This window comes from Vibrio chagasii, assembly GCF_024347355.1.
Lineage (GTDB): Bacteria > Pseudomonadota > Gammaproteobacteria > Enterobacterales > Vibrionaceae > Vibrio > Vibrio chagasii.
Genome location: NZ_AP025465.1, coordinates 341,205 through 362,828 on the forward strand (window position 1 = coordinate 341,205; position 21,624 = coordinate 362,828).

Below are 21,624 nucleotides of genomic sequence, written 5' to 3' on the forward strand. Positions count from 1 at the left end.
TATGAATTTTAAAGCGATTGTAGACAAATTGAAGCCAAGCAAAAGCGATGGCAACACTCAAGTTGTCATGCTGGGCAACGATGCTGTCTATATTTCATCGACAGGGCAAGAATCCCAAGTAATCAGTATTCCTTTCGTTAATGGTGACTGGGAAAGTGCGCTGAAAAAGTCGTTAAATAGTGGGGAGTTTACCAGCAATACTCTTCAACTTATTGTTAGTACCAACTATTACCAAACCCATCAGCTTGATAAGCCGGACATCCCAGAAAACGAATGGTCGGTAGCCCTACCATTTCTACTCAAAGACCTTGTTGCGGAGAGAGTTACGGAGATCACCGCGAGTGCGGTTGCTCTACCAACTTCGAATAAGCTACAAGTGTATGTATTGCCGAAAAAGCTATTGGACAAGCTGGTTAATATTACGAGCTCGGCGCAAATTGAGCTCAAAGGTGTAGTGCCAGAAGATGAAATCTGGGGTTATAGTGCTAGTGAACTGTCGAATTTTATCCTTTTACAACGCAGTACTAATTCGCACTTCAAGCTGGGTGCGTTTGTTGAACATACCGTTTGTTTCCAAAGAACCATTCGTAGTGTTGTGCCCCCCTTAACTGGAGTGGCGTCCAGTGCTCTGCAATTAGATGGCCTTGCCTTGGAGCTTCAACGCTCTATTGATTATTTGTCTTCTCAAATTAAAGGCACGCAGCTTCATCAATTAAAGCTCTGTTGTGATGAAGAGGATGAAGCGGAATTACAAAGTGCGTTAAATAATACACTGAGTTCGACGGTCTCTTTGCTCGTTGAAGGAGAGCGTGGAAACTCTGAGAGTTTTTTGGTTCAACTTGCGGCTAAAAAAGAGACGTTTAACGTCAATCTTTACCCTGAGCATTTAAAGCCTAAAAAAGAGTATTTTACTTTAGCGAATGTCGCTGCGAGTTGGGGAGTGGTTGGTGCATTGTTGCTTGGCAGTTACTTTGTGATGAACTACCAAGCTTCCAACTTAGATGCTGAATTAACAGCTCTGCAACAAGAGTCGAGCCAGCTTAACAAGCAACTTAACCAATTGAATAGTAAGTTAACTCAACATAAACCTTCCCCTGATAAAGTAGCGGCAGTTGAGCGTCTCAAACGTGAGACTCAAGCAAAAAAAGAGGCGTTAAAGGCGGTTGGACAATACGACGAATCTCAGCAAGTCGGGTATTCTGGCGTCATGAATTCCTTAGCTCAATTAGGCAGAAATGACATCTCTCTTTCGCACATCTATATGACCCATGACACGCTAGATATGAGTGGCTTCGCTCGTAATGCGAATGTCGTCCCTAACTGGATTGGCCAATTTAAAAATGAGCTTAATCTTGTTGGTCGTTCTTTTGAAAAACTGAAAATAGGTCGTAATGATCAAGATGTGGTGACCTTTGAGTTAAGTACTCGTAGGGAGAGCAAGTAATGCAGCAGTGGAATCAGCTTAGCGATAAGTTTCTTGCATTAAGCCTAAGAGAGAAGTGGCTGCTTTTCGTGTGTGGTTTCGTTGGTCTCTCCATGTTGCTATTTACTTTACTGGTGGAGCCTGCATACCTCGAGTTGCAAGCTAAAAACGCCAAAATGACGAATTTGACTCAGTCGAATCAGAGGCAGCAAGGTGAGTTACTTGTTCTGCAAGCTAAATTGAACAAAGACCCTGATAAAGAGATCAACCTCGAATACAAAAAACTGATGAGAGAGAGTCAAGAACTGTCTCTCGAACTTGCCGAAATGATTGATGGGTTGATTTCGCCATCCCAAATGTCGCAATTGCTCGAAAGTGTACTTAATGCAGGTAATGGCTTGAAATTGGAGTCGTTGGAGTCACTTAAGCCAGAAGCGATTTCGAACAACAAAGAGACCAGTGAATATTCAGGTTATTTTCTTCACCCGGTGAGAATGGAATTGACCGGTAGTTACTTTGACATTGCAGCTTACCTTGAGGCTCTTGAGTCTCTTCCTGTGAGCTACTACTGGCGTACATTTGAATACACAGTAGAAGAATACCCGAAAGCTCGACTTGTATTTGAGGTTTACACATTAGGTACTAGACAGGAGTTTATCGGTGGTTAGAGCTCTATTGTTGTCTCTGCTGCTTACCAGTTCATTGGTTTCGGCAGAGCAAGATCCAACCGCTCCTCTGGGTTGGATGGCACCTCAGCAAAAAACAGCGCCGGCGAAGAAAGCGCCAACTCATTATCGTTTACCCTCTTTGGAAAGTATCGTGTGTAAAGCGGATACGCCTTGCTACGCCATTCTCAATGGTGAAATTGTTGCTCAAGGGGAGATGGTAAGAGGGTATCGAGTTAAGAAAATAGATTCAGAATACGTCACTCTGCAGAGAAGCTCTAAGCAGTGGAAATTAGAGATGTTCTCTTTAGATATTAAGAATAATTAAGGTTTGAGTGAAGACATGCGTAAACTTGTAGTAGCAATCCTAGTGTCATCTTTGGTCGGTTGTTCGATGGGGCATCGTGACCCTGTTGAGATAAAAGAGTCTTTAAACGAATCTATTAATGAAGCGAACAGCAAGGCGCTTCACGACCTGCCTTTGTCTGTACAAGATGACCTTATGCCTCAGCTTAATACTGATGCTATGTCTCCTGTGGTGGAAACCGTGAAGCGTTTCCGTATTCAAGCAAAAGGTGTCGAAGCGAGAACCTTCTTTGCCAGTTTAGTGAAAGGCACAGAATACAGTGCAGCGATTCATCCTAGCGTGTCTGGAAAGCTTACGCTGAACTTAACGGATGTGACGCTAGATGAGGTGCTGGCTGTAGCTCAGGACATGTATGGCTACGATATTGAAAAGCGCGGCAAAGTGATTCAAGTCTACCCTGCAGGCCTTCGCACTGTGACGATCCCTGTCGACTACTTACAGGTTAAACGTGCTGGTCGCTCGTTGACTACGATAACGACGGGGACGATCTCTAATTCAGACAACAGTTCGTCGAGATCTTCAAGTTCGGACTTGAATTCGTCGAATTCATCTAACTCTTCAAATAATTCAAACTCTACCTCGAACGGTGGTACTGAGATTCAAACCACTTCTGAAAGTGATTTTTGGCCACAACTTGAGGCTGCGGTTGCACACCTAATTGGTTCTGGAAATGGGCAAAGTGTTGTCGTAACACCTCAAGCGAGTGTGATTACGGTTCGTGCTTTCCCTGATGAAATTCGTGAGGTTCGCGAGTTCTTAGGTGTTTCCCAACAGCGCTTGCAACGCCAAGTTATCCTTGAAGCCAAAATCATGGAAGTGACGTTGAGTGATGGCTACCAGCAAGGTATTAACTGGACGAAAATGTTCTCGTCGAACGGAACTAATTACACGATTGGTATGGGCTCTATCGTCAAGGATGCGGCAGGTACTATTATCCCAAGTTCATTACCAGGGATGGATCCAATTGGTCTTGCTTTGGGGGGCCAATCTAATCTCGTTGTTTCTGGTGGTAGCTTTGAAGCCGTATTAAGTTTCATGGATACACAGGGTGACTTGAACGTACTGTCTAGCCCTAGAGTGACGGCTGCGAATAACCAAAAAGCGGTGATCAAAGTAGGTACTGATGAATACTACGTGACTGAGTTATCAAGCGCAGTAGGGAGTGGTGATAATGCCAATGTGGTTCCTGAAGTGGAGTTGACACCATTCTTCTCAGGTATTTCTTTAGATGTGACTCCTCAGATTGATGATAAAGGCAATGTGTTTCTTCATGTTCACCCTGCGGTTATCGAGGTCAATGAAGAAATGAAAGAACTTAACCTTGGTTTAACTACAGGAGTCGTGCAGCTTCCGCTAGCGAAAAGTTCTATTCGTGAGTCTGACTCGGTGATTCGTGCACAAGATGGTGATGTAGTGGTTATTGGCGGTTTGATGAAATCCAGTACCAGTGATGTGACCTCTAAGATTCCATTTTTAGGTGATATTCCAGCTTTAGGGCACTTATTCCGCAACACCAACCAATTGACACAAAAGACTGAGCTTGTCATTTTGCTTAAACCGACGGTTGTGGGTGTGAATACTTGGCAAACTGAGCTGGAGCGTTCTCGTAATTTACTTCAGGAATGGTTCCCAGATGAAGAGTAACTGCGCCATTTGTAAGCTGGCAGCGCTTTAATAAGCTGGGCGAACCTATGTATCAAACTCATTTTGGTTTTGAACAGCTGCCATTTACTTTAACGCCGAATACCGATTTTTTTTACGGATTAGCCCCGCATTTTGAGGCTATTCAAACGGTCATTTCGGCGTTAGAGATGGGAGAGGGCGTCATCAAGGTGACTGGAGAAGTAGGCACCGGTAAGACAATGGTTTGCCGGATGTTGGTCAATCACCTAAAAGACTGTACCGCATTAATTTACTTGCCAAATCCTGTGTTGTCTGGAGCTGACTTACGTCATGCAGTCGCCAAAGAGCTTGATTTAACGGTTGAGAATGAAGCCTCTCTGGTGGATAACATTCAACATAAGTTGATTGAACTGCATAACTCAGGTTTAAGAGTGGTTGCGATTATTGACGAAGCGCAAGCTCTCTCTGACGAAGCACTAGAGACATTGAGATTGTTCGGCAATCTGGAAACTGAAGACAAGAAACTACTTCAGATAGTGTTGCTTGGGCAGCCAGAACTAGATACTCGCTTAGAGGCTTATCATCTAAGACAATTTCGTCAAAGAATCACTTTTAGTTCGACATTAAGGGCGCTAACTCTTGATGAGACGGTGGCTTATATTGATAACCGAATTGCTAAATCAGGCGGCAGCCCAGAACTGTTCAGTTTGAATCAAAAAAAAGCGATTTGTCGTTCTTCACAAGGTATCCCAAGGTTGATCAATCAGCTATGCCACAAGGCTTTACTGTTGTCGTTCAGTGAAAGCAAAAAAAATATCGATAACCAACATCTGTTCTCTGCGATGCATGAAACTTACGATGTGTGTAAGCCCAAATTTAAAACGCCAATACTGTGGGGTTGGAATTAATTATGAGTGTCATTAATAACGCCTTGTCTGAATTGGCAAAGAAAAAATCAGCGACAGCAATAGAAGCCGCGGTCGTGCCTAAGGTAAAAACGCGCTCACCATTGGTGTGGGTAGCTGCAGGTTTTACGCTGAGCTTGGCCATGGGCGGTTGGGCGATATCACAGGGCCCAACGGTTGAGAACTCAATTTCTACTCGAGATAGGCAGGTTCAGGTCTCTGTTGTAGATAGATCGGCAGAAGTGCCTGCCATTGTTACTCAAGCTCCGTCATCGCCAACTAAGAAGTTAGTGACGGTCGATGCTTCCTATCTAACTCAAGTAAGCCCAGAAACAAGCTCTCGAAATCAGGCACCAGTTGTGGATTCAGCGGTTAAAACGCAACATATAACAAAACCTCAGGTACAAGCGAAACCGACAGCAACAATAAAAGTAAATACGACACAAGTTCCTGAGCCGACCTTGATTGCGAGTGTTGCGAAGAGCAGCCCAGCTTCTATTTCTGATGAGCCAAAAGATTCAGAAAACAGTGCAATACTGATTGAACAAGTAGAACTGACACCAGAGCAGCTTTCTGTAAATGCTCAAGGGCGAGCTCAGAAAGCGCTCGATGCGAATGATCTTACTGGTGCATTGAAGGGATACAACGAAGCACTTCGTTATACGCCAAGAAATGAGGATGTTCGTCAAAAGCTCGCTATTCTCTATTTCGGCAAGGGTGACACTCGTAAAGCTTACGAACTTTTTCAGTCGGGCATTAAGCTCAACATCAATAGTGAAAAGCTACGTTTGGGTTTATCAAAACTGTTAGTTAAAGCGGACCAAGCAGAAGCAGCGTTAAGCCCTCTAATACATATGCCTCCGCATCCAACTCAAGAATACTTAGCAATGCGTGCTGCGCTGAGCCAAAAGTCACAGCAAGAAGATATAGCACTGGAGAGTTACCAAAAGCTGGTCGAGATTGATTCTGAGAACGCTCGCTGGTGGCTAGGTTTAGCGATACAGCAAGAGCGGCAGTTGGATTTCGCTGCAGCAAAACAATCATATCAAGGTGCGTTAACTCGAGTCGGTATCTCATCTCAATCACAAAGCTTTGTGCGTGACCGATTGAAAATAATCAGTGCTTTAGAGGAGAGCAGCCATGCAGATTAGATTAAGAAAAAGGCTTGGTGATTTGCTTGTTGAAGAAGGCATCATCACCGAGGCCCATGTTGATCAAGCACTTGCCTCTCAAAAGAGTACTGGTCGTAAGCTTGGTGATGCTTTGATCGAACTTGGCTTCTTGTCTGAGCAGCAAATGCTGAGCTTTTTGTCGCAACAGCTTGCTATTCCTCTTATCGATCTAAGTCGAGCGAACGTTGATGTTGAAGCGGTCCAGCTTTTACCTGAAGTACATGCCCGCCGCCTTCGTGCATTGGTTATTGGTCGTCAAGGTGACACGCTGCGTGTGGCGATGAGTGATCCTGCGGATCTGTTTGCTCAGGAATCACTGCTTGGTCAATTGGGTGATTACGCACTCGAATTTGTTGTTGCACCAGAAAGACAACTTGTTGATGGGTTTGATCGCTACTACCGTAGAACCAAAGAGATCGCCTCATTCGCTGAGCAGCTCCATGCTGAACACCAAGTTAATGAAGCCTTTGACTTTGATATTGCAGAGGAAGACAGTGACGAAGTGACAGTGGTTAAGCTGATCAACTCGCTGTTTGAAGATGCGATTCAAGTAGGCGCTTCCGATATTCATATTGAACCTGATTCTAATGTACTGCGTCTTCGCCAGCGTATTGATGGCGTGTTACATGAAACTCTCCTTAACGAAGTAAATATAGCGTCGGCGCTAGTATTACGTTTAAAACTGATGGCAAACCTCGATATCTCAGAGAAGCGTCTTCCTCAAGATGGTCGCTTCAATATTCGAGCCAAAGGTCAGTCTGTCGATATTCGTATGTCGACGATGCCAGTGCAGCATGGTGAATCTGTGGTTATGCGTCTGCTTAATCAGTCTGCTGGTTTACGTAAACTGGAAGCGTCGGGCATCCCAAGTGATCTGCTGGTTCGTCTTCGTAAACAGTTACGCCGCCCGCATGGGATGATTCTAGTTACTGGTCCTACGGGCTCTGGTAAAACAACCACTCTTTATGGTGCGCTAAGTGAACTGAATGAACCGGGTAAAAAAATCATTACCGCGGAAGACCCGGTGGAATATCGCCTGCCTAGAATCAACCAAGTTCAGGTTAACCCTAAAATCAACCTCGATTTCTCTACTATCTTAAGAACCTTTTTACGTCAGGATCCCGATATCATTCTTATTGGTGAGATGCGTGACCATGAGACGGTTGAGATTGGTTTGAGAGCAGCTCTTACCGGTCACTTAGTGTTGAGTACGCTTCACACCAACGATGCGGTAGACAGTGCACTGCGTATGATGGATATGGGAGCGCCAGGCTACTTAGTCGCGAGTGCGGTTCGTGCGGTAGTGGCACAGCGATTGGTTCGTAAAGTTTGTACTGACTGTAAAGTTGATGACGAGCTGGATGAAGCGCGCAAACAATGGCTGAGCGTTCGATTCCCAAATCAAGTCGGCGTGCCTTTCATGAAAGGTCGTGGTTGTCAGAATTGCAACTTAACTGGTTATCGTGGGCGTATCGGTGTATTCGAGATGTTGGAGCTTGAACACAACATGATGGATGCTTTGAGAGCTAACGATGCAGTTGGTTTTGCTCAAACCGCAAGACAGTCTGAAAATTACAAACCGTTACTGGCCTCAGCGATGGAGTTGGCTTTGCAAGGTGTTGTGAGCCTTGACGAGATAATGAACCTCGGTGAAGGTGACGCGTCTGGCTCAACCGACCCAATTTATTTGTAGGGGTAGAGTGCTATGCCAACGTATCGTTATGTAGGTCGCAGCTCTGATGGCAGCCAAGTCAGTGGTCAATTAGACGCGAAGAACGAAGATCTTGCTGCGGAAAGTTTGATGAGTAAGGGGATAATCCCAACCTCGATTAAGCTTGGGAAAAGTGGTGGTTCCGTACTGGATATGGATGTATCGGCCCTATTCTCACCAAGTGTGCCGCTTGAGGTCCTGGTGCTGTTCTGCCGTCAGTTATACAGCTTAACCAAAGCAGGGGTTCCGCTATTAAGGTCGATGAAAGGCCTGACCCAAAACTGTGAGAATAAACAGTTGAAAGCTGCGCTTGAAGAGGTGGTTGCTGAGTTAACCAATGGTCGTGGACTGGCGGCGTCGATGCAGGTGCACCCTAAAGTGTTTAGCCCACTGTTTGTTTCTATGATCGGTGTTGGTGAAAATACAGGTCGTCTTGATCAGGCCTTGCTGCAATTAGCGGGTTACTACGAACAAGAAGTCGAGACTCGAAAGCGAATCAAGACCGCGATGCGCTACCCAACCTTCGTGATCAGCTTTATTTTGATCGCGATGTTCATACTTAACATCAAGGTTATTCCACAGTTCTCCAGTATGTTCGCTCGGTTTGGTGTCGATTTGCCACTGCCGACTCGTATCTTAATCGGTATGTCTGAGTTCTTTGTGAATTACTGGGGAATCATGCTCGGTGTGATCTTTGGTCTTATCTTTGCTTTTAAAGCCTGGGTTAAGACGGACAAAGGCCTAGAGAAGTGGGACAGGATTCGCTTAAAGATACCTGTCATCGGTGGGGTCGTGAACCGAGCATTACTGTCACGTTTTTCGCGTACCTTTGCTTTGATGCTGAAAGCGGGTGTGCCGCTAAACCAATCGTTAGCACTATCGGCTGAAGCCTTGGATAACCGCTTTTTAGAGCTGCGGGTGCAAGCCATGAAGTCGGCTATCGAAGCGGGCAGTACGGTTTCATCTACGGCGATTAACAGTGAAATCTTCACACCGCTGGTGATACAAATGATCTCGGTAGGTGAAGAGACTGGTCGTATCGATGAGCTACTGCTTGAAGTGGCTGACTATTATGATCGAGAAGTCGATTATGACCTGAAAACCTTGACCGCAAGAATAGAACCGATCTTGTTGACTATAGTAGCAGGCATGGTGTTGATTCTTGCTCTCGGTATTTTCTTACCGATGTGGGGAATGCTGGATGCAATCAAAGGTTAAGGAATGCTAAATAACCTACAACGCTCACGTTTTGTGATTTGGACTGTGGTTATTCTTTTTCTAACTATAGGGCTACTTTCTGCATGGGAGTCACTAGAAGAGGATGCGACCAATACGGCATTAATCGCGGCAAGTAAGCGTATCCTTGAGCAAGCCAATCTGTTCAAACAACAATACTTGTTAAAAGGTGCAGAGCAAGAAAGCGACTCGGAACACCGTAAAAACTACAGCAGAACAGGTTGGGTAATACCGACTCAAGGCTCAAAGGTCGACTGCAATTATTGGCTGGATCAATTATATCCACCGAAGAGTATTCTAGGGCTAAACTCTCCAAGAGTTGAAGACCAAAGTGATAACATACAGTTTCATTGCACTTATCATTATGGCGATAAATATCAGATAGATATATTACTCAAAAGCGAAAGGTTTAGCGTGAAAGCCAATATTTTGGCTTTGTGAAAATATTGACAGTTTTAGTATGGTTTTATACGTGCGCGAATGTATAATGCGCGTTAATAATTAGATGAGTAGGTAGAAAATGCTTAAGAATCAAAAGGGTTTCTCCCTTGTCGAATTAGTGATAGTGATCGTAGTTGTTGGTTTATTGGCGGTCGCTGCGTTGCCTCGTTTTCTCGATGTGACGGATGAAGCCAAAAAATCCAGTATTGAAGGTGTCGCTGGTGGCTTTGCAACGGCTGTTTTGTCAGCAAGAGCACAATGGGAAGCGGAAGCAAGACCCTCAGAGAAGATAGGTGTTGAAACATACAATACTGTAAATTATGATGGTGTTGATTTTTGGTTAACAAGATCAAAGAACAGTAACAACGTAGATACTGGCTTTCGAGACGGTTATCCATGGACCCTGAACAATAATTCTGGTACTGCGCCACAAGACATTTCAGACGAAACATGTTCTGAGTTGATGGAAAACTTGCTGCAAAATCCACCGAAAGTGGGTCCTATTTCAGATGCAGCGAACGACTCAAACTACAAGTATTCAGCGCAAGCAAATTCTGGTGATGCAACCTGTACCTACGTTCAATTAGAAGGTAGTACTGAGCATGAATTTGTTTACGAAATTAAAACTGGTCGTGTGACCGTAACTTTGCAGTAAGTCTGCGTAAAATTAAACATAGAGAGAGCTTAACTATGAAAAGACAAGGCGGTTTCACCCTAATCGAACTAGTGGTTGTAATTGTTATTCTAGGTATTCTTGCTGTAACTGCGGCACCACGTTTCCTAAACCTGCAAGATGATGCTCGTGAGTCTTCTTTGCAAGGTCTTGCTGGAGCAATGCAGGGTTCTGCTGGTATTGTATTTGGTAAGGCGGCAATTGAAGGGAATGAAGCTTCAACTACGGATGTTGATGTTGATGGAATCATGACTATTTTTGGTTACCCTACAGCAACATCTGCGGGTATTGGTGCAGCGACAACAATTGATGGTTTTGTTGAATTGGATAGTGACACTACTAACAATACAATTAACTACGGTTTTGATAACTATTCTGTTCAGTGTGTTCGCTATACTCAAGCGACATCTGCTGCAGAAGCTTCTGCAGTTGTAATCACTAGCGCTGATGAAGCGAACAGTACTTGTGTTGCACCTTAGTTGAAATTGTTAAGCAAAAAAGGCCAGCACCTGCTGGCCTTTTTTCTATCCAAACCACATAAATATTAAAACTATTCATATAGATAAGACTGAAAGCTTCGTTATCTTATATAATCAGTATTCGTTAGGCAGTTAGAGGCTAATGATGGATAGAAGTCCTGTATCTAAAGGTTTTACCCTGGTAGAGCTGATCATCGTTATTATTATTCTCGGTATTGTTTCCACTTTTGCCGCGAGTCGCTTCGTTGGTACCTCCAGCTTCTCTACTTTTTCTGCGCAAGAGCAAGTCATCTCCGTTATTCGTCAAATTCAAGTTAATCGAATGCAATCAAACGTTTCTTCTGCTAATGATAGTTTCCGTCTTGCGATCAATAGTGACTGCTTAGGTTCGGTTTCGGCATGTAGTTTAAATTTATCGAATAGCGCTCAAAAATCACAAGCCGATGCGCGTAGTGATTATGTGCGTGAGTCGGATATTACATTTTCTCCTGCCAATACGATTATCGATTTTGATCTATTGGGGAACCCTTCAGTCAGCGCTGGCGTTAATATTACGATTAACTCAACCACTTCGAGCAATAGCGCCCAAGTCTGCATTAACTCTCAAGGCTATGTGCGTGAAGGGGCCTGTTTATGATTCGCTCACGTGGATTTACTCTGATTGAAAGTATTGTTGTGATTATCGTCCTAGGAATTGCGATGGTCACAATTACCAGTTTTTTAACACCACAAGTTGCAAGCTCCGCTGATCCACAGTATCAAAATCGCTCAGTCGCGTTAGGGCAAAGTTTGATGAATCAAATATTGGCTCGTGGCTTTGATGAACATAGTGATTTTGATGGTGGAATCATACGGTGTGGTGATGCGGGGGCAGTAGCTTGCTCTGCTCCGGGGGAGCTCGGTGTTGATGGTTCTGAAGCAACGCCTGCTGCTTTTAATGACGTCGATGACTATATTGGATGTTGGTATACAGATACCACAGAGTCAGCTTGTATTTCCTCTGTAAAGTACCCGCTTGCTAATATCCTTGAGGGCAGCTATGCCAATTTTCGGGTCGAAGTGTCTGTTTTTTACGATGCCAATATGGATGGAATTGATGACAATACGATTGGCACGATGAAGCGTGTTGAGATACAGATATTTGGTGGTAACAATCGCTACAGCGTTATCGCTTACAAGGGGAACTACTAATGAAGCAACGTGGTTTCACTTTAATAGAGATGATAGTAACGATAGTTGTAGTTGCTGTTATTGGGCTAGCGATTGCTGGTCTTGTTGAATACGGAATGAAAGGGTATGTCGACACTATCGATCGACAAAAGGTGCAAGTAAAAGGGCAGTTTGTTGTAGAGAAAATGTCGCGCGAGATAAGCCACGCAGTTCCTAACAGTTTTAATTCGAGCATTATGCCTGCTTCGGCTTTTGCTCAGAAATGCCTCACTTTTTACGCTATTAAGTATTCGGGCTTTTATCATTTAGATGAAGCGACCAATGAGCTCAATTTTATCATCGGGCAAGACTCCCCCATACTCGATGCTAACGATTTCCTAATTATCAACCCAACGAACTTCTCTGAACTAGGAGCGGGTTCAACCAAGCGGATTGCAGTGTCAGGGCTAATTTCAACTAATAATGTTTTTACAGCCCCTTCTGTGACTTTAGATAGTCGTTCGAAGGCTGAGCGACATTATATTTACGATGAGAATGCCTCTGTGAGTTATTGCTTAGTGAACGATACTATTCAGAACCAAGGGTTAATTCAACGTAATGGAGTCACTGTTGCAGACAGTATTAATTACGCTCAAAGTAATTTTCGTTATGAAGAGCCAAGCTTGCAAAGAGGTGGTGTGATTCACATCGATCTTGTACTTGAGCAGAATAGTGAAGTAAGCGTTTACCAACAAGATGTGCAGGTACTCAATGCGCCATAGAAAATCATCTCAACAAGGCAGTGTTTTGGTCGTCGCAGTATTTGTTATTGTGGTGATGGGCTTCCTTGCGACTTCTTTAGTACAAGTTCAGTGGTCAAATCACGATACATTGACACGTAAACAACTGGGTACCCAGGCTTGGCTTTTAGCGCATTCTGCTAATGAATGGGCATTGACTCAAGTTTATCCATTAACTGTTTCGCCTGCGGTTTCAACGAGTGTGAGCGCTGTGTGTAGTCTCTTAAATTCAAACCAAGTGAGTGGTGGTATGTCGACTATCTGTACCGTAGATCAATTAACTTGTCGACAAATCGGTGTGCTAGATGGTGTTGGCTTTTTCAAAATTGAATCAACAGCAATCTGTGGTTCGGGTATTAACCAAGTGCAGCGCATTCAAGAGGTATGGCTTCGTGATTAGTATACTCATTCGCTTTCCCTCGGTGATTTTTTTCTTTTTGTGTGTTGTGGCATTCGGTGTGGCTACACCTTCGTACGCTTACGATGAAATCGGTATTGAGCACTTTCCAAATGTTGTGCAGGGACATGCGAATAGAGGTATACAGTGTAGTTTATCAAGAAATGCGAGTCAGCTTTTTGTCTACAATGATGCCACCATCAAAGGAACAAAAGGCCTCGATTTGCATTTCTGTCGTGGCTTTAACTATATGCCCTCTACCTCATGCGACGATCAATATGGCGGCCGTAGAGCTTGTTCGATAAGTTATACACAATACCCAGCATTGCAATTAAAGCCTTTTCAAAAGGCCAGTGGTCGTGACAGTGTTAGCTGTACTGCACCGCAAAACATTTATTCACCAGACTTGAAATTCTTTACCGGTTTTCAGGGGTGTCATGCTGCTTTCATGACTTCTGAGCATAAAATAAAAAGCTTAGTGCTTTATGAAGCTTCTGTGATTCATTTTTTTGATGGTGAGCATTGGATTGAAGATCTCGGTATGCATGACGGCTCGCGTATCATCATACACGGCCATGTCAAAATTCATGTGAAAAAAACAGCCCAGTTAAATGGCTCACAGATTGAGTATGCAGATTCTAAAGCTCAACTGATATTGGTTTCTCGAAATGGTGTCGAGTTAAATTACAGTTGGTCATCTCAGCAACAGTCAAAAATATCAGGGTATGTATACGCCAAGTCTTATGTAAGCCTCAATAATGGCTCTGTGATCAGTGGCAGGGTGAATACTCAAATGCTGACCGTCAGTGATCAGAGTGTGATTGAAGACCAAGAAATACAGCCTGCTCGTTGTGAATATTTGCCAAAAGAGACATTCAGCTCGAGTAATACCGACAATTGGTCGATCGTTGCTTATAAAAATAGCATCAAACCGCATGTGGAAAATGGTCGCTTTAGAATGAATTCATTGAGGTACGATCAAGCTACGGCCGCTGTTTATAACTATCTGTTTCCATCAGACGATAACTATTTGGAAGTGGAATTTGATCATTATGCTCACTCTGGTAGCGGTGCCGATGGCCTAGCGTTGGTACTTTCTGATGCGAGTGTTCCACCGCAAACGGGGGCTTTTGGCGGCCCTTTGGGTTACGGGCTCAAACCCGGGATTCAGGGCTTTGCTGGGGGGTGGCTTGGCTTGGGTATTGATGAGTATGGTAACTATGCTCGCTCGGGTGGAACCGATATAGGTCCTGGTTTTACCCCCAATAATGTCGCGCTACGAGGTTCTGGGCGACAGGATGCCGCTGGTAATTGGGTCGTTGGGTATCGTTATATAAAAGGTAATCATAGCCTGGGCAATTTAGATGGGCGTAAAGGGCAAGCACATCGCTATAAAATGATCATTGATTCCCGAGACTCTGGGAAAGTGTTTGTGACAGTAAAGCGCATGGTTGGAGATACTAACCTCTGGCAAACAGTGATCCCTCGATTCGATGTAATGCAGCGTTATGGTCAATCCGTCATACCGGAAAACTTTCGTGTATCTATTACGGCTTCAACTGGGTCGTTGACCAATGTCCATGATCTCGACAACTTTCAAGTCTGTGCCGACAAGCACCAAAAAATCACAGAAGGTATCCATCATTTTGAGTTTGACTACGCGGGGTCGGGCAGTACCTGCCAAAGCTCAGATATTACTTTGAGGGCTTGTTTAAATGAGAGTTGCTCTAAGTTGTATCCTCGAGATGCATATAACGATGGTTCTCTGCCTGCTCTTTCGGTTGACTTGTTGCCTGCGCAAGGGAGTGATGTCGCAAACTGGGAAGGAGGAACATCAGTTAGATTCGATAATGAAGTTCGTCTTAAATTGAAAGGAGAGCGAGCTGGTAAAGTCAAATTGGGTATTGCCAAAAGTTCAATCCCTCAATCTGGTTTTGATGAAGCACGATGCCGTATTAACGGAGGACCGTTATCTGTTGCCAATTGTGAAGTCACTTTCTCAAGTCATGTTCTAGCTGTAAAAGTTAAGGATATTGTGGCGAGCAAACAGAGTCCTGGTGATAATTATTTGTCATTTTGTAGTCAAAACACCAGTCAAGAAGGGCTCTCAAGAGACGTTAATATGTCGATCGAGTATGAAGTAGCACCTGTTGATCGTTCAAAACCTGTTTCGTTTATCTATCAGAAAAAACGCAAGAGTGGAGAGCTATTTTGGAGCCAACCTTTCGAGTTGAATACGAGTAATACAAAGCTAAAGGATGTGTATTTTGATAACAAAGGAAGCGCTGCGTTTAAAATAAGATACGCTGAAGTAGGGAAAATTAAACTTAAAGCACGTGTGGCTGATATTGATGATTCTTCAGGCTTTAAGAGTTTTGTAAGTTTTCCTGCTGGCCTCAGATTAAGTGCTTACAATCATGCGGGAACCAAGGGGGATTGCTCGGATACAACTGAGCAGTGTTCTAGAGGATTTGTCGCAGCAGGGGAGGTGTTTGAAACAACGGTAGTTGCTTATCAATACGATAATTCAGTTGCGAGAAATTACCAAGAAAGTGATCTGTTGATGGGTAACCATGTTTTATACCCTGTGCAAGGCGTTGATGGGCAGTTGTTAAATACGACACTTCCGGAAGGAGCTGTTTGGAAGGAGGGAGAGGTTAAAGTACCTCAGGCCGTATCAGAAGTGGGTGCTTTTGAGTTGACTGTCCAAGCTCCGATTGCACGCCAATTTGGTAGTGGGGACATTGGTAAGTCAGTGTATTTGGGCAGTCAGGCATTTAAGATTGAGGATGGCCGCTTAGCCATTGGCCGTTTCTATCCGAAATACTTCTTGCAAGAGAACCCTGAATGGCATGTCGCTAATCAAAACGACATTGCTTATTTAGGTCAGCCTTATGACTCAAGCGTTCATCAAGTGTTCCCAATGGCATCTGGTGAAAGCAGTGTCGGCAACGCGCTCAACAATTATCGCTTCTTCCATCCAGACTTACAGGCGACATTTGGGGTTCTAGATGACACAGCCGTCGATAATAGGTTCTTACTAGATACTGATGCTGGGGCTTGGTCTACAGATCGCAAGCATTGGTTGTTGAACGATGGTGCCGCTATTCTTGAGCGAGTTACGGGGACTGATGGGATTAGCCGCAAGGATAATCCTTTTAATACATCAGATGCTAACTCTACAGTCACACATTTTGGTTTGACGGTAGATGGCGTTGATCCCGTGTCATTTACTGATTCTGATACTTTGACAGACTCTGCAGAGTTTCTGGTTCAACCTCCTGCTCGATATGGTCGAATGGCCCTAGATGATATTGGCGGCAACTCAGGCATTACCTTAACTATTCCATTGCGAGCTGAGTTCTGGGATGGCAGCGAATTTGTCGTCAACGATGATGATAATCGCAGCGCCTTTGATGGTTCAAAAGCTTGTAAACAAGTGATTTGGCACAGTGACGGGGCGATAACCACGTTAGCTTCGCTTAACGGCAGTGGCAGCGTCGATAATGGTGAAGAAGAGGTCACCGCGGATCAAAATACGCCTGCTGGTAAAGATACACCGCGCGAGCAAGTTCGTTTATGGTCAAGAATGGGCAACTCGAAGCCAAGCAAGAAGACGGGCGAAAATGAGATATCATGTTCGACAGATTACGAAGATCAACCTTGGTTGCAATACAATTGGCGTCAGTTAGGCGATGAAGATCCCTCAACTGTCGTCACATTCGGCATCTACCGTGGTAACGATCGAGTGATCTACCGAGGTGAAACTGGCTTAACAGGTCAGTAATAATATAATTTTTGATGGTTAAGTTAGGAATCTGTAAGAAATTACGGATTTCAGTCCATGTTTATACTTCAATGCCTTGCCGTGACAGCAAGGCATTGGTACATTTAGTGCAATTTTTGTCTTCTAATTCTTGCAGGATGAGCGAAGAGTATGTTTAAAAAACTTCGTGGCATGTTTTCAAACGACCTATCGATTGATTTAGGTACTGCCAATACCCTTATATATGTCAAAGGCCAAGGCATTGTTCTTGATGAGCCTTCAGTTGTAGCTATTCGCCAAGATCGTGTGGGTTCTGCAAAAAGTGTCGCTGCTGTGGGCCACGCTGCTAAGCAAATGCTTGGTCGTACGCCTGGTAACATTTCAGCGATCCGTCCAATGAAAGACGGAGTAATTGCTGATTTCTACGTAACGGAAAAAATGCTTCAGCACTTCATTAAACAAGTGCATGACAACAGTGTGCTTAAACCAAGTCCTCGCGTTTTGGTTTGTGTACCTTGTGGTTCAACGCAAGTTGAGCGTCGTGCTATCCGTGAATCTGCACTGGGTGCTGGTGCTCGTGAAGTTTACCTAATCGATGAGCCAATGGCGGCAGCGATTGGTGCTGGCCTACGCGTATCTGAGCCAACGGGTTCAATGGTTGTAGATATCGGTGGTGGTACTACTGAAGTTGCGGTTATCTCTCTAAACGGTGTGGTTTACTCATCTTCTGTACGTATCGGTGGTGACCGTTTTGATGAAGCGATCATCAACTACGTTCGTCGTAACTACGGTAGCTTGATCGGTGAAGCGACGGCAGAGAAGATCAAACATGAAATCGGTTCAGCTTACCCTGGCGATGAAGTAGAAGAGATCGAAGTACGTGGTCGCAACCTTGCTGAAGGTGTGCCTCGTAGCTTTAGCCTGAACTCAAATGAGATCCTTGAAGCACTTCAAGAGCCTCTATCTGGCATCGTATCTGCAGTAATGGTTGCACTTGAACAGTGTCCACCAGAGCTTGCTTCTGATATCTCAGAAAACGGCATGGTACTAACAGGTGGTGGTGCACTGCTTAAAGACCTTGATCGTCTGCTAACAGAAGAGACAGGCATTCCTGTTGTTGTTGCAGAAGAGCCACTAACGTGTGTTGCTCTAGGTGGCGGTAAAGCCCTAGAGATGATCGACATGCACGGCGGCGATCTGTTTAGCGAAGAATAATATCTAGTGTTAGGCTCTTTTATTATCTAGTTTTATGTAAAGAGCCTAGGACCTTGTCTATAGGATCAAATGTAGCTCTAGGATCAAATATAGAATGAAGCCAATTTTTGGTAGAGGTCCCTCTCTACAATTGCGCCTGTTTTTTGCTGTAATTTTATCAGCCAGCCTTATGCTGGCTGATAGTCGTTTAGATGCTTTCTCAAATGTCCGCTATCTATTGAACAGCATGGTTGCCCCAATTCAATATGCAGCAAACCTACCTCGTACGATGTTTGACGGTGTATACGACCGTTTTAGCACTCGTAAAGGGCTGATCGAATCAAACCATAAGATGAAGCGAGAAGTCTTGCGACTGAAGAGCGAACTTATTCTGCTTGAGCAATATCAAGAAGAAAATAAGCGCCTTCGTAAGCTATTAGGCTCCCCGTTTATACGTGATGAAAAGAAAGTCGTTACTGAAGTTATGGCCGTGGATACCTCTCCATATCGTCATCAAGTTGTGATCGATAAAGGTCAGATTGATGGGGTGTATGAAGGACAGCCGGTGATCAACGAGAAAGGTATTGTTGGTCAAGTGACGTTTGTTGCGGCTCACAATAGCCGAGTCTTGCTGCTGACGGATGCAAACAATGCGATTCCCGTCCAAGTTATCCGTAACGATATCCGTGTGATTGCTTCTGGTAATGGCATGATTGATGAAATTCAGCTAGAGCACATTCCAACCAGTACTGACATTCAGGAAGAAGATCTCTTGGTAACGTCAGGCCTTGGTGGTGTTTATCCAGAAGGTTACCCAGTCGCTTATGTTTCTAAGGTTGATTACGATCCGAAACGTGAGTTTGCGGTAATCAAAGCGGAACCTGTGGTTGAGTTTGATAAGCTTAGATATCTGCTGCTTGTGTGGCCTGACGAAAACAAACAGAAACAGACCGATCAATCCAACATAGAGCAAGCAATGTTAGAGGATGAAAATGGCCAATAGCGTTTTAAGAAGCAAGACAGTAATTGGCTGTTCATTATTGATCGCGCTTATTCTGCAAACCATTCCATGGCCGGGTAGTTTAGACCTGTTCAGGCCGTCTTGGTTACTGCTGGTTACTTGTTACTGGGTTCTGGCTTTACCTCATCGTGTTAATGTAGGCAGCGCTTTGATTCTGGGCCTTTTGTGGGACCTTTTGATTGGTTCGACATTAGGTATTCGAGGCATGATGATGGCAATAGTGATGTACATTGTTGCGTTAAACTTCCTCGTCATTCGTAATATGGCGCTGTGGCAACAAGCCATGATCATTGCAGCGTTAACGGTATTGTTTGAAGTACTGATATTCTTCGGTGAATATTTGATTCAAGATGTTGTCTTCAATCCATTATCGTTATGGAGTGCATTGATAAACTGTATACTTTGGCCTTGGATGTTCTTGTTGATGAGACGCGTACGTCGCCATTGGCATGTGAGGTAGCGTGACGATGGAAAAGAAACATTTAGTTTTGGCATCCGGTTCGCCGCGCCGCAAAGAATTACTATCTCAACTCGGTTATGAGTTTTCTGTCTTAGTCACCGATGTTGAAGAGTGTAAACACACTCAAGAAACCGCCGAAGAGTACGTTAAGCGACTATCTTTAGATAAAGCTCTAGCTGCGCTGTCTTTATTAACAACGAATCCTTCTGAAAAGCAGCATGTAGCTCCTAGTTCTGATACTGTAGTTGTTAGTTCTGATGCTATTTCTCTTGATTCTGAAATAGTGGTGCTTGGCTCTGACACTGTAGTGGTAAGCCAAGGGCAAGTACTCGAGAAACCCGCTGATTTTTCTGACTCTAAGCGTATGCTGACTCAGCTAGCGAATGAACGACATCAAGTGATGACGGCTGTTTCAGTGGTTTCACAAGAAAAACAAAAAACAGAAATCGTTATTACCGACGTATGGTTTAAACCCCTCAGTGAAAAAGAAATAGAACAATACTGGCAAACAGGGGAGCCATGCGATAAAGCCGGTAGCTATGGGATCCAAGGTTTGGGTGGGCGCTTTGTCACCCGAATCGAAGGTAGTTATTACGCCGTTGTCGGCTTACCTTTATTTGAAACGGACCAGCTACTGCAAGAATTCTTATAATTACTAATCTGAGGTGCACCATGAGTGCTGAATTGTTGCTGAACGTGACCCCGAGTGAAACTCGCGTGGCCATGATTGAAGGGGGAACTCTTCAAGAGATCCATATCGAACGAGACGCTCGACGCGGAATCGTAGGAAATATCTATAAAGGTCGCGTTAGTCGTGTTCTTCCGGGAATGCAGGCTGCGTTTGTGGATATCGGTCTTGAGAAAGCAGCTTTTCTACACGCCTCTGATATTGTCCCCCACACTGAATGTGTCGCTGAAAATGAAAAGAAGCAATTTCAGGTTCGCGATATTTCAGAGCTTGTTCGTCAAGGGCAAGACATTGTGGTTCAAGTCGTAAAAGACCCGCTTGGTACCAAAGGTGCTCGCCTAACCACTGATATCACTCTGCCATCTCGTTACCTCGTGTTTATGCCGGGAGCGAGTCACGTTGGTGTTTCTCAACGTATCGATAGCGAATCCGAGCGTAATCGTCTTAAGAAGGTCGTCTCCCATTACTGTGATGAGCATGGTGGATTTATTATCCGTACTGCTGCAGAAGGCGCTGATTCAAACGAACTCGCACAAGATGCGGCATTCCTGAAGCGTTTATGGCTCAAGGTATTGGAACGCCGTGGCAAGCATAAAGCGCGTACTCGTTTGTACGGCGAATTGTGTTTAAGTCAGCGTATCTTGCGTGACTTCGTGGGAACGGAACTGAGCAAGATTCAGGTCGATTCTCGCCTTGAGTATGAAAACCTAAAAGAGTTTACCTCTGAATATGTGCCTGAGCTGACTGATAAGCTTGAACTGTATGAAGGTGATAAGCCTATCTTTGATATGTACGATACTGAGAACGAAATTCAGCGTTCTCTGGATCGTAAAGTCGAGCTCAAGTCTGGTGGCTATCTGATCATCGACCAAACGGAAGCAATGACTACGGTTGATATCAATACCGGCGCGTTTGTTGGTCGTCGTAACTTAGAAGAGACGATTTTCAATACCAATGTAGAGGCGACACAAGCGATTGCTCGTCAGCTACGTTTACGTAACTTAGGCGGTATCATCATAATCGACTTTATCGATATGCTGTCGGAAGACCACCGTAAGCGAGTACTAACTTCTTTAGAGAGTGCATTAGACAAAGATCGTGTAAAGACCAACATTAATGGCTTCACACAGCTTGGTTTAGTAGAGATGACGCGTAAGCGCACTCGTGAAAGTATTGAGCATATTCTGTGTTCGAGTTGTCCTGCTTGTGAAGGTCGTGGCAGCGTGAAGACAGTTGAAACCGTTTGTTATGAGATACTTCGAGAGATCACTCGTGTCAACCGTGCCTACGATGCTGACAAGTTTGTGGTTTATGCTGCAGCAGCGGTTGCTGAAGCGCTAGAAGGCGATGAGTCTCATGCGCTTGCTGAGCTTGAAGTGTTTATTGGTAAACAAGTTAAAATCCAGGCTGAGCCTCTGTACATACAAGAGCAGTTTGATGTTGTTATGATGTAA

Annotated in this window: 21 protein-coding genes; all 21 read left to right on the plus strand. The window is 44.3% G+C overall.

Going from position 1 to position 21,624, the window contains the following annotated elements; genetic code table 11:
* The first annotated feature begins 1 nt into the window (after position 1).
* The 21 genes from OCV52_RS01565 to rng all read left to right on the plus strand — a co-directional run bounded on the left by OCV52_RS01565 (position 2) and on the right by rng (position 21,624).
* Entirely contained in the window at positions 2-1,444 is a 1,443-nt protein-coding gene (locus tag OCV52_RS01565) for a PilN domain-containing protein (RefSeq protein WP_137407227.1), read from the plus strand.
* Positions 1,444-2,091 (plus strand): type 4a pilus biogenesis protein PilO, encoded by a 648-nt coding sequence (pilO, locus tag OCV52_RS01570; RefSeq protein ID WP_004740858.1) that lies wholly within the window; start codon positions 1,444-1,446, stop codon positions 2,089-2,091. Before OCV52_RS01565 ends, pilO begins: the two co-directional genes overlap by 1 nt.
* Positions 2,084-2,416: an MSHA biogenesis protein MshK gene (locus tag OCV52_RS01575; RefSeq protein WP_137407226.1), complete on the plus strand. Its 333-nt coding sequence runs from the start codon at positions 2,084-2,086 to the stop codon at positions 2,414-2,416. The genes pilO and OCV52_RS01575 overlap by 8 nt, the downstream gene beginning before the upstream one ends.
* A gap of 15 nt (positions 2,417-2,431) precedes the next feature.
* Positions 2,432-4,099, plus strand: a complete 1,668-nt coding sequence (mshL, locus tag OCV52_RS01580; RefSeq protein ID WP_137407225.1) for a pilus (MSHA type) biogenesis protein MshL — start codon at positions 2,432-2,434, stop codon at positions 4,097-4,099.
* A 47-nt stretch (positions 4,100-4,146) separates the two neighbouring features.
* Positions 4,147-4,986, plus strand: coding sequence for an ExeA family protein (locus OCV52_RS01585; protein ID WP_137407224.1), 840 nt, complete (start codon positions 4,147-4,149; stop codon positions 4,984-4,986).
* A 2-nt stretch (positions 4,987-4,988) separates the two neighbouring features.
* Positions 4,989-6,134: a tetratricopeptide repeat protein gene (locus OCV52_RS01590; RefSeq protein WP_004740854.1), complete on the plus strand. Its 1,146-nt coding sequence runs from the start codon at positions 4,989-4,991 to the stop codon at positions 6,132-6,134.
* A complete protein-coding gene (locus OCV52_RS01595) occupies positions 6,124-7,848 on the plus strand; it encodes a GspE/PulE family protein (protein WP_137407223.1) in 1,725 nt (574 codons plus the stop codon). Before OCV52_RS01590 ends, OCV52_RS01595 begins: the two co-directional genes overlap by 11 nt.
* Positions 7,849-7,860: 12 nt before the next feature.
* A complete protein-coding gene (locus OCV52_RS01600; RefSeq protein WP_137407222.1) occupies positions 7,861-9,084 on the plus strand; it encodes a type II secretion system F family protein in 1,224 nt (407 codons plus the stop codon).
* A 3-nt stretch (positions 9,085-9,087) separates the two neighbouring features.
* Positions 9,088-9,543: an MSHA biogenesis protein MshF gene (locus OCV52_RS01605; RefSeq protein WP_137407221.1), complete on the plus strand. Its 456-nt coding sequence runs from the start codon at positions 9,088-9,090 to the stop codon at positions 9,541-9,543.
* Positions 9,544-9,622: 79 nt separating this feature from the next.
* On the plus strand, positions 9,623-10,198 hold the full coding sequence (locus OCV52_RS01610) for a prepilin-type N-terminal cleavage/methylation domain-containing protein (RefSeq protein WP_137407220.1): 576 nt from the start codon (positions 9,623-9,625) through the stop codon (positions 10,196-10,198).
* A 35-nt stretch (positions 10,199-10,233) separates the two neighbouring features.
* Positions 10,234-10,695, plus strand: a complete 462-nt coding sequence (locus OCV52_RS25565) for a type II secretion system protein (protein ID WP_137407219.1) — start codon at positions 10,234-10,236, stop codon at positions 10,693-10,695.
* Positions 10,696-10,840: 145 nt separating this feature from the next.
* Entirely contained in the window at positions 10,841-11,332 is a 492-nt protein-coding gene (locus OCV52_RS01620) for a prepilin-type N-terminal cleavage/methylation domain-containing protein (protein WP_137407237.1), read from the plus strand.
* The gene (locus tag OCV52_RS01625) at positions 11,329-11,886 is read left to right on the plus strand and encodes a type IV pilus modification PilV family protein (RefSeq protein ID WP_137407218.1); all 558 of its coding nucleotides are present in this window, start codon (positions 11,329-11,331) and stop codon (positions 11,884-11,886) included. Before OCV52_RS01620 ends, OCV52_RS01625 begins: the two co-directional genes overlap by 4 nt.
* The gene (locus OCV52_RS01630; RefSeq protein WP_137407217.1) at positions 11,886-12,626 is read left to right on the plus strand and encodes a prepilin-type N-terminal cleavage/methylation domain-containing protein; all 741 of its coding nucleotides are present in this window, start codon (positions 11,886-11,888) and stop codon (positions 12,624-12,626) included. Before OCV52_RS01625 ends, OCV52_RS01630 begins: the two co-directional genes overlap by 1 nt.
* Positions 12,616-13,044, plus strand: a complete 429-nt coding sequence (locus OCV52_RS01635) for a hypothetical protein (RefSeq protein WP_004740845.1) — start codon at positions 12,616-12,618, stop codon at positions 13,042-13,044. The genes OCV52_RS01630 and OCV52_RS01635 overlap by 11 nt, the downstream gene beginning before the upstream one ends.
* Entirely contained in the window at positions 13,037-16,828 is a 3,792-nt protein-coding gene (locus OCV52_RS01640) for a DUF6701 domain-containing protein (protein ID WP_137407216.1), read from the plus strand. Before OCV52_RS01635 ends, OCV52_RS01640 begins: the two co-directional genes overlap by 8 nt.
* 150 nt (positions 16,829-16,978) lie before the next feature.
* Positions 16,979-18,022 (plus strand): rod shape-determining protein, encoded by a 1,044-nt coding sequence (locus tag OCV52_RS01645; protein WP_004740843.1) that lies wholly within the window; start codon positions 16,979-16,981, stop codon positions 18,020-18,022.
* A 94-nt stretch (positions 18,023-18,116) separates the two neighbouring features.
* The gene (gene mreC / locus OCV52_RS01650) at positions 18,117-19,004 is read left to right on the plus strand and encodes a rod shape-determining protein MreC (RefSeq protein ID WP_004740842.1); all 888 of its coding nucleotides are present in this window, start codon (positions 18,117-18,119) and stop codon (positions 19,002-19,004) included.
* Entirely contained in the window at positions 18,994-19,482 is a 489-nt protein-coding gene (gene mreD / locus OCV52_RS01655) for a rod shape-determining protein MreD (RefSeq protein WP_032498535.1), read from the plus strand. The genes mreC and mreD overlap by 11 nt, the downstream gene beginning before the upstream one ends.
* Before the next feature lie 7 nt (positions 19,483-19,489).
* Positions 19,490-20,134, plus strand: a complete 645-nt coding sequence (locus OCV52_RS01660) for a Maf family protein (RefSeq protein WP_137407215.1) — start codon at positions 19,490-19,492, stop codon at positions 20,132-20,134.
* Between the two features lie 20 nt (positions 20,135-20,154).
* Positions 20,155-21,624, plus strand: a complete 1,470-nt coding sequence (gene rng, locus OCV52_RS01665) for a ribonuclease G (protein WP_004740839.1) — start codon at positions 20,155-20,157, stop codon at positions 21,622-21,624.

What these genes read in the sequence shown, in the direction of transcription:
- OCV52_RS01595 (WP_137407223.1), top strand. Translation starts at nt 6,124, where the DNA reads ATGCAGATTAGATTAAGAAAAAGGCTTGGTGATTTGCTTGTTGAAGAA.
- OCV52_RS01635 (WP_004740845.1), top strand. Translation starts at nt 12,616, where the DNA reads ATGCGCCATAGAAAATCATCTCAACAAGGCAGTGTTTTGGTCGTCGCA.
- OCV52_RS01600 (WP_137407222.1), top strand. Translation starts at nt 7,861, where the DNA reads ATGCCAACGTATCGTTATGTAGGTCGCAGCTCTGATGGCAGCCAAGTC.
- OCV52_RS01605 (WP_137407221.1), top strand. Translation starts at nt 9,088, where the DNA reads ATGCTAAATAACCTACAACGCTCACGTTTTGTGATTTGGACTGTGGTT.
- OCV52_RS01645 (WP_004740843.1), top strand. Translation starts at nt 16,979, where the DNA reads ATGTTTAAAAAACTTCGTGGCATGTTTTCAAACGACCTATCGATTGAT.
- OCV52_RS01590 (WP_004740854.1), top strand. Translation starts at nt 4,989, where the DNA reads ATGAGTGTCATTAATAACGCCTTGTCTGAATTGGCAAAGAAAAAATCA.
- mreC (WP_004740842.1), top strand. Translation starts at nt 18,117, where the DNA reads ATGAAGCCAATTTTTGGTAGAGGTCCCTCTCTACAATTGCGCCTGTTT.
- OCV52_RS01630 (WP_137407217.1), top strand. Translation starts at nt 11,886, where the DNA reads ATGAAGCAACGTGGTTTCACTTTAATAGAGATGATAGTAACGATAGTT.
- OCV52_RS01660 (WP_137407215.1), top strand. Translation starts at nt 19,490, where the DNA reads ATGGAAAAGAAACATTTAGTTTTGGCATCCGGTTCGCCGCGCCGCAAA.
- OCV52_RS25565 (WP_137407219.1), top strand. Translation starts at nt 10,234, where the DNA reads ATGAAAAGACAAGGCGGTTTCACCCTAATCGAACTAGTGGTTGTAATT.
- OCV52_RS01620 (WP_137407237.1), top strand. Translation starts at nt 10,841, where the DNA reads ATGGATAGAAGTCCTGTATCTAAAGGTTTTACCCTGGTAGAGCTGATC.
- OCV52_RS01625 (WP_137407218.1), top strand. Translation starts at nt 11,329, where the DNA reads ATGATTCGCTCACGTGGATTTACTCTGATTGAAAGTATTGTTGTGATT.
- mshL (WP_137407225.1), top strand. Translation starts at nt 2,432, where the DNA reads ATGCGTAAACTTGTAGTAGCAATCCTAGTGTCATCTTTGGTCGGTTGT.
- OCV52_RS01565 (WP_137407227.1), top strand. Translation starts at nt 2, where the DNA reads ATGAATTTTAAAGCGATTGTAGACAAATTGAAGCCAAGCAAAAGCGAT.
- OCV52_RS01610 (WP_137407220.1), top strand. Translation starts at nt 9,623, where the DNA reads ATGCTTAAGAATCAAAAGGGTTTCTCCCTTGTCGAATTAGTGATAGTG.
- mreD (WP_032498535.1), top strand. Translation starts at nt 18,994, where the DNA reads ATGGCCAATAGCGTTTTAAGAAGCAAGACAGTAATTGGCTGTTCATTA.
- pilO (WP_004740858.1), top strand. Translation starts at nt 1,444, where the DNA reads ATGCAGCAGTGGAATCAGCTTAGCGATAAGTTTCTTGCATTAAGCCTA.
- OCV52_RS01585 (WP_137407224.1), top strand. Translation starts at nt 4,147, where the DNA reads ATGTATCAAACTCATTTTGGTTTTGAACAGCTGCCATTTACTTTAACG.
- rng (WP_004740839.1), top strand. Translation starts at nt 20,155, where the DNA reads ATGAGTGCTGAATTGTTGCTGAACGTGACCCCGAGTGAAACTCGCGTG.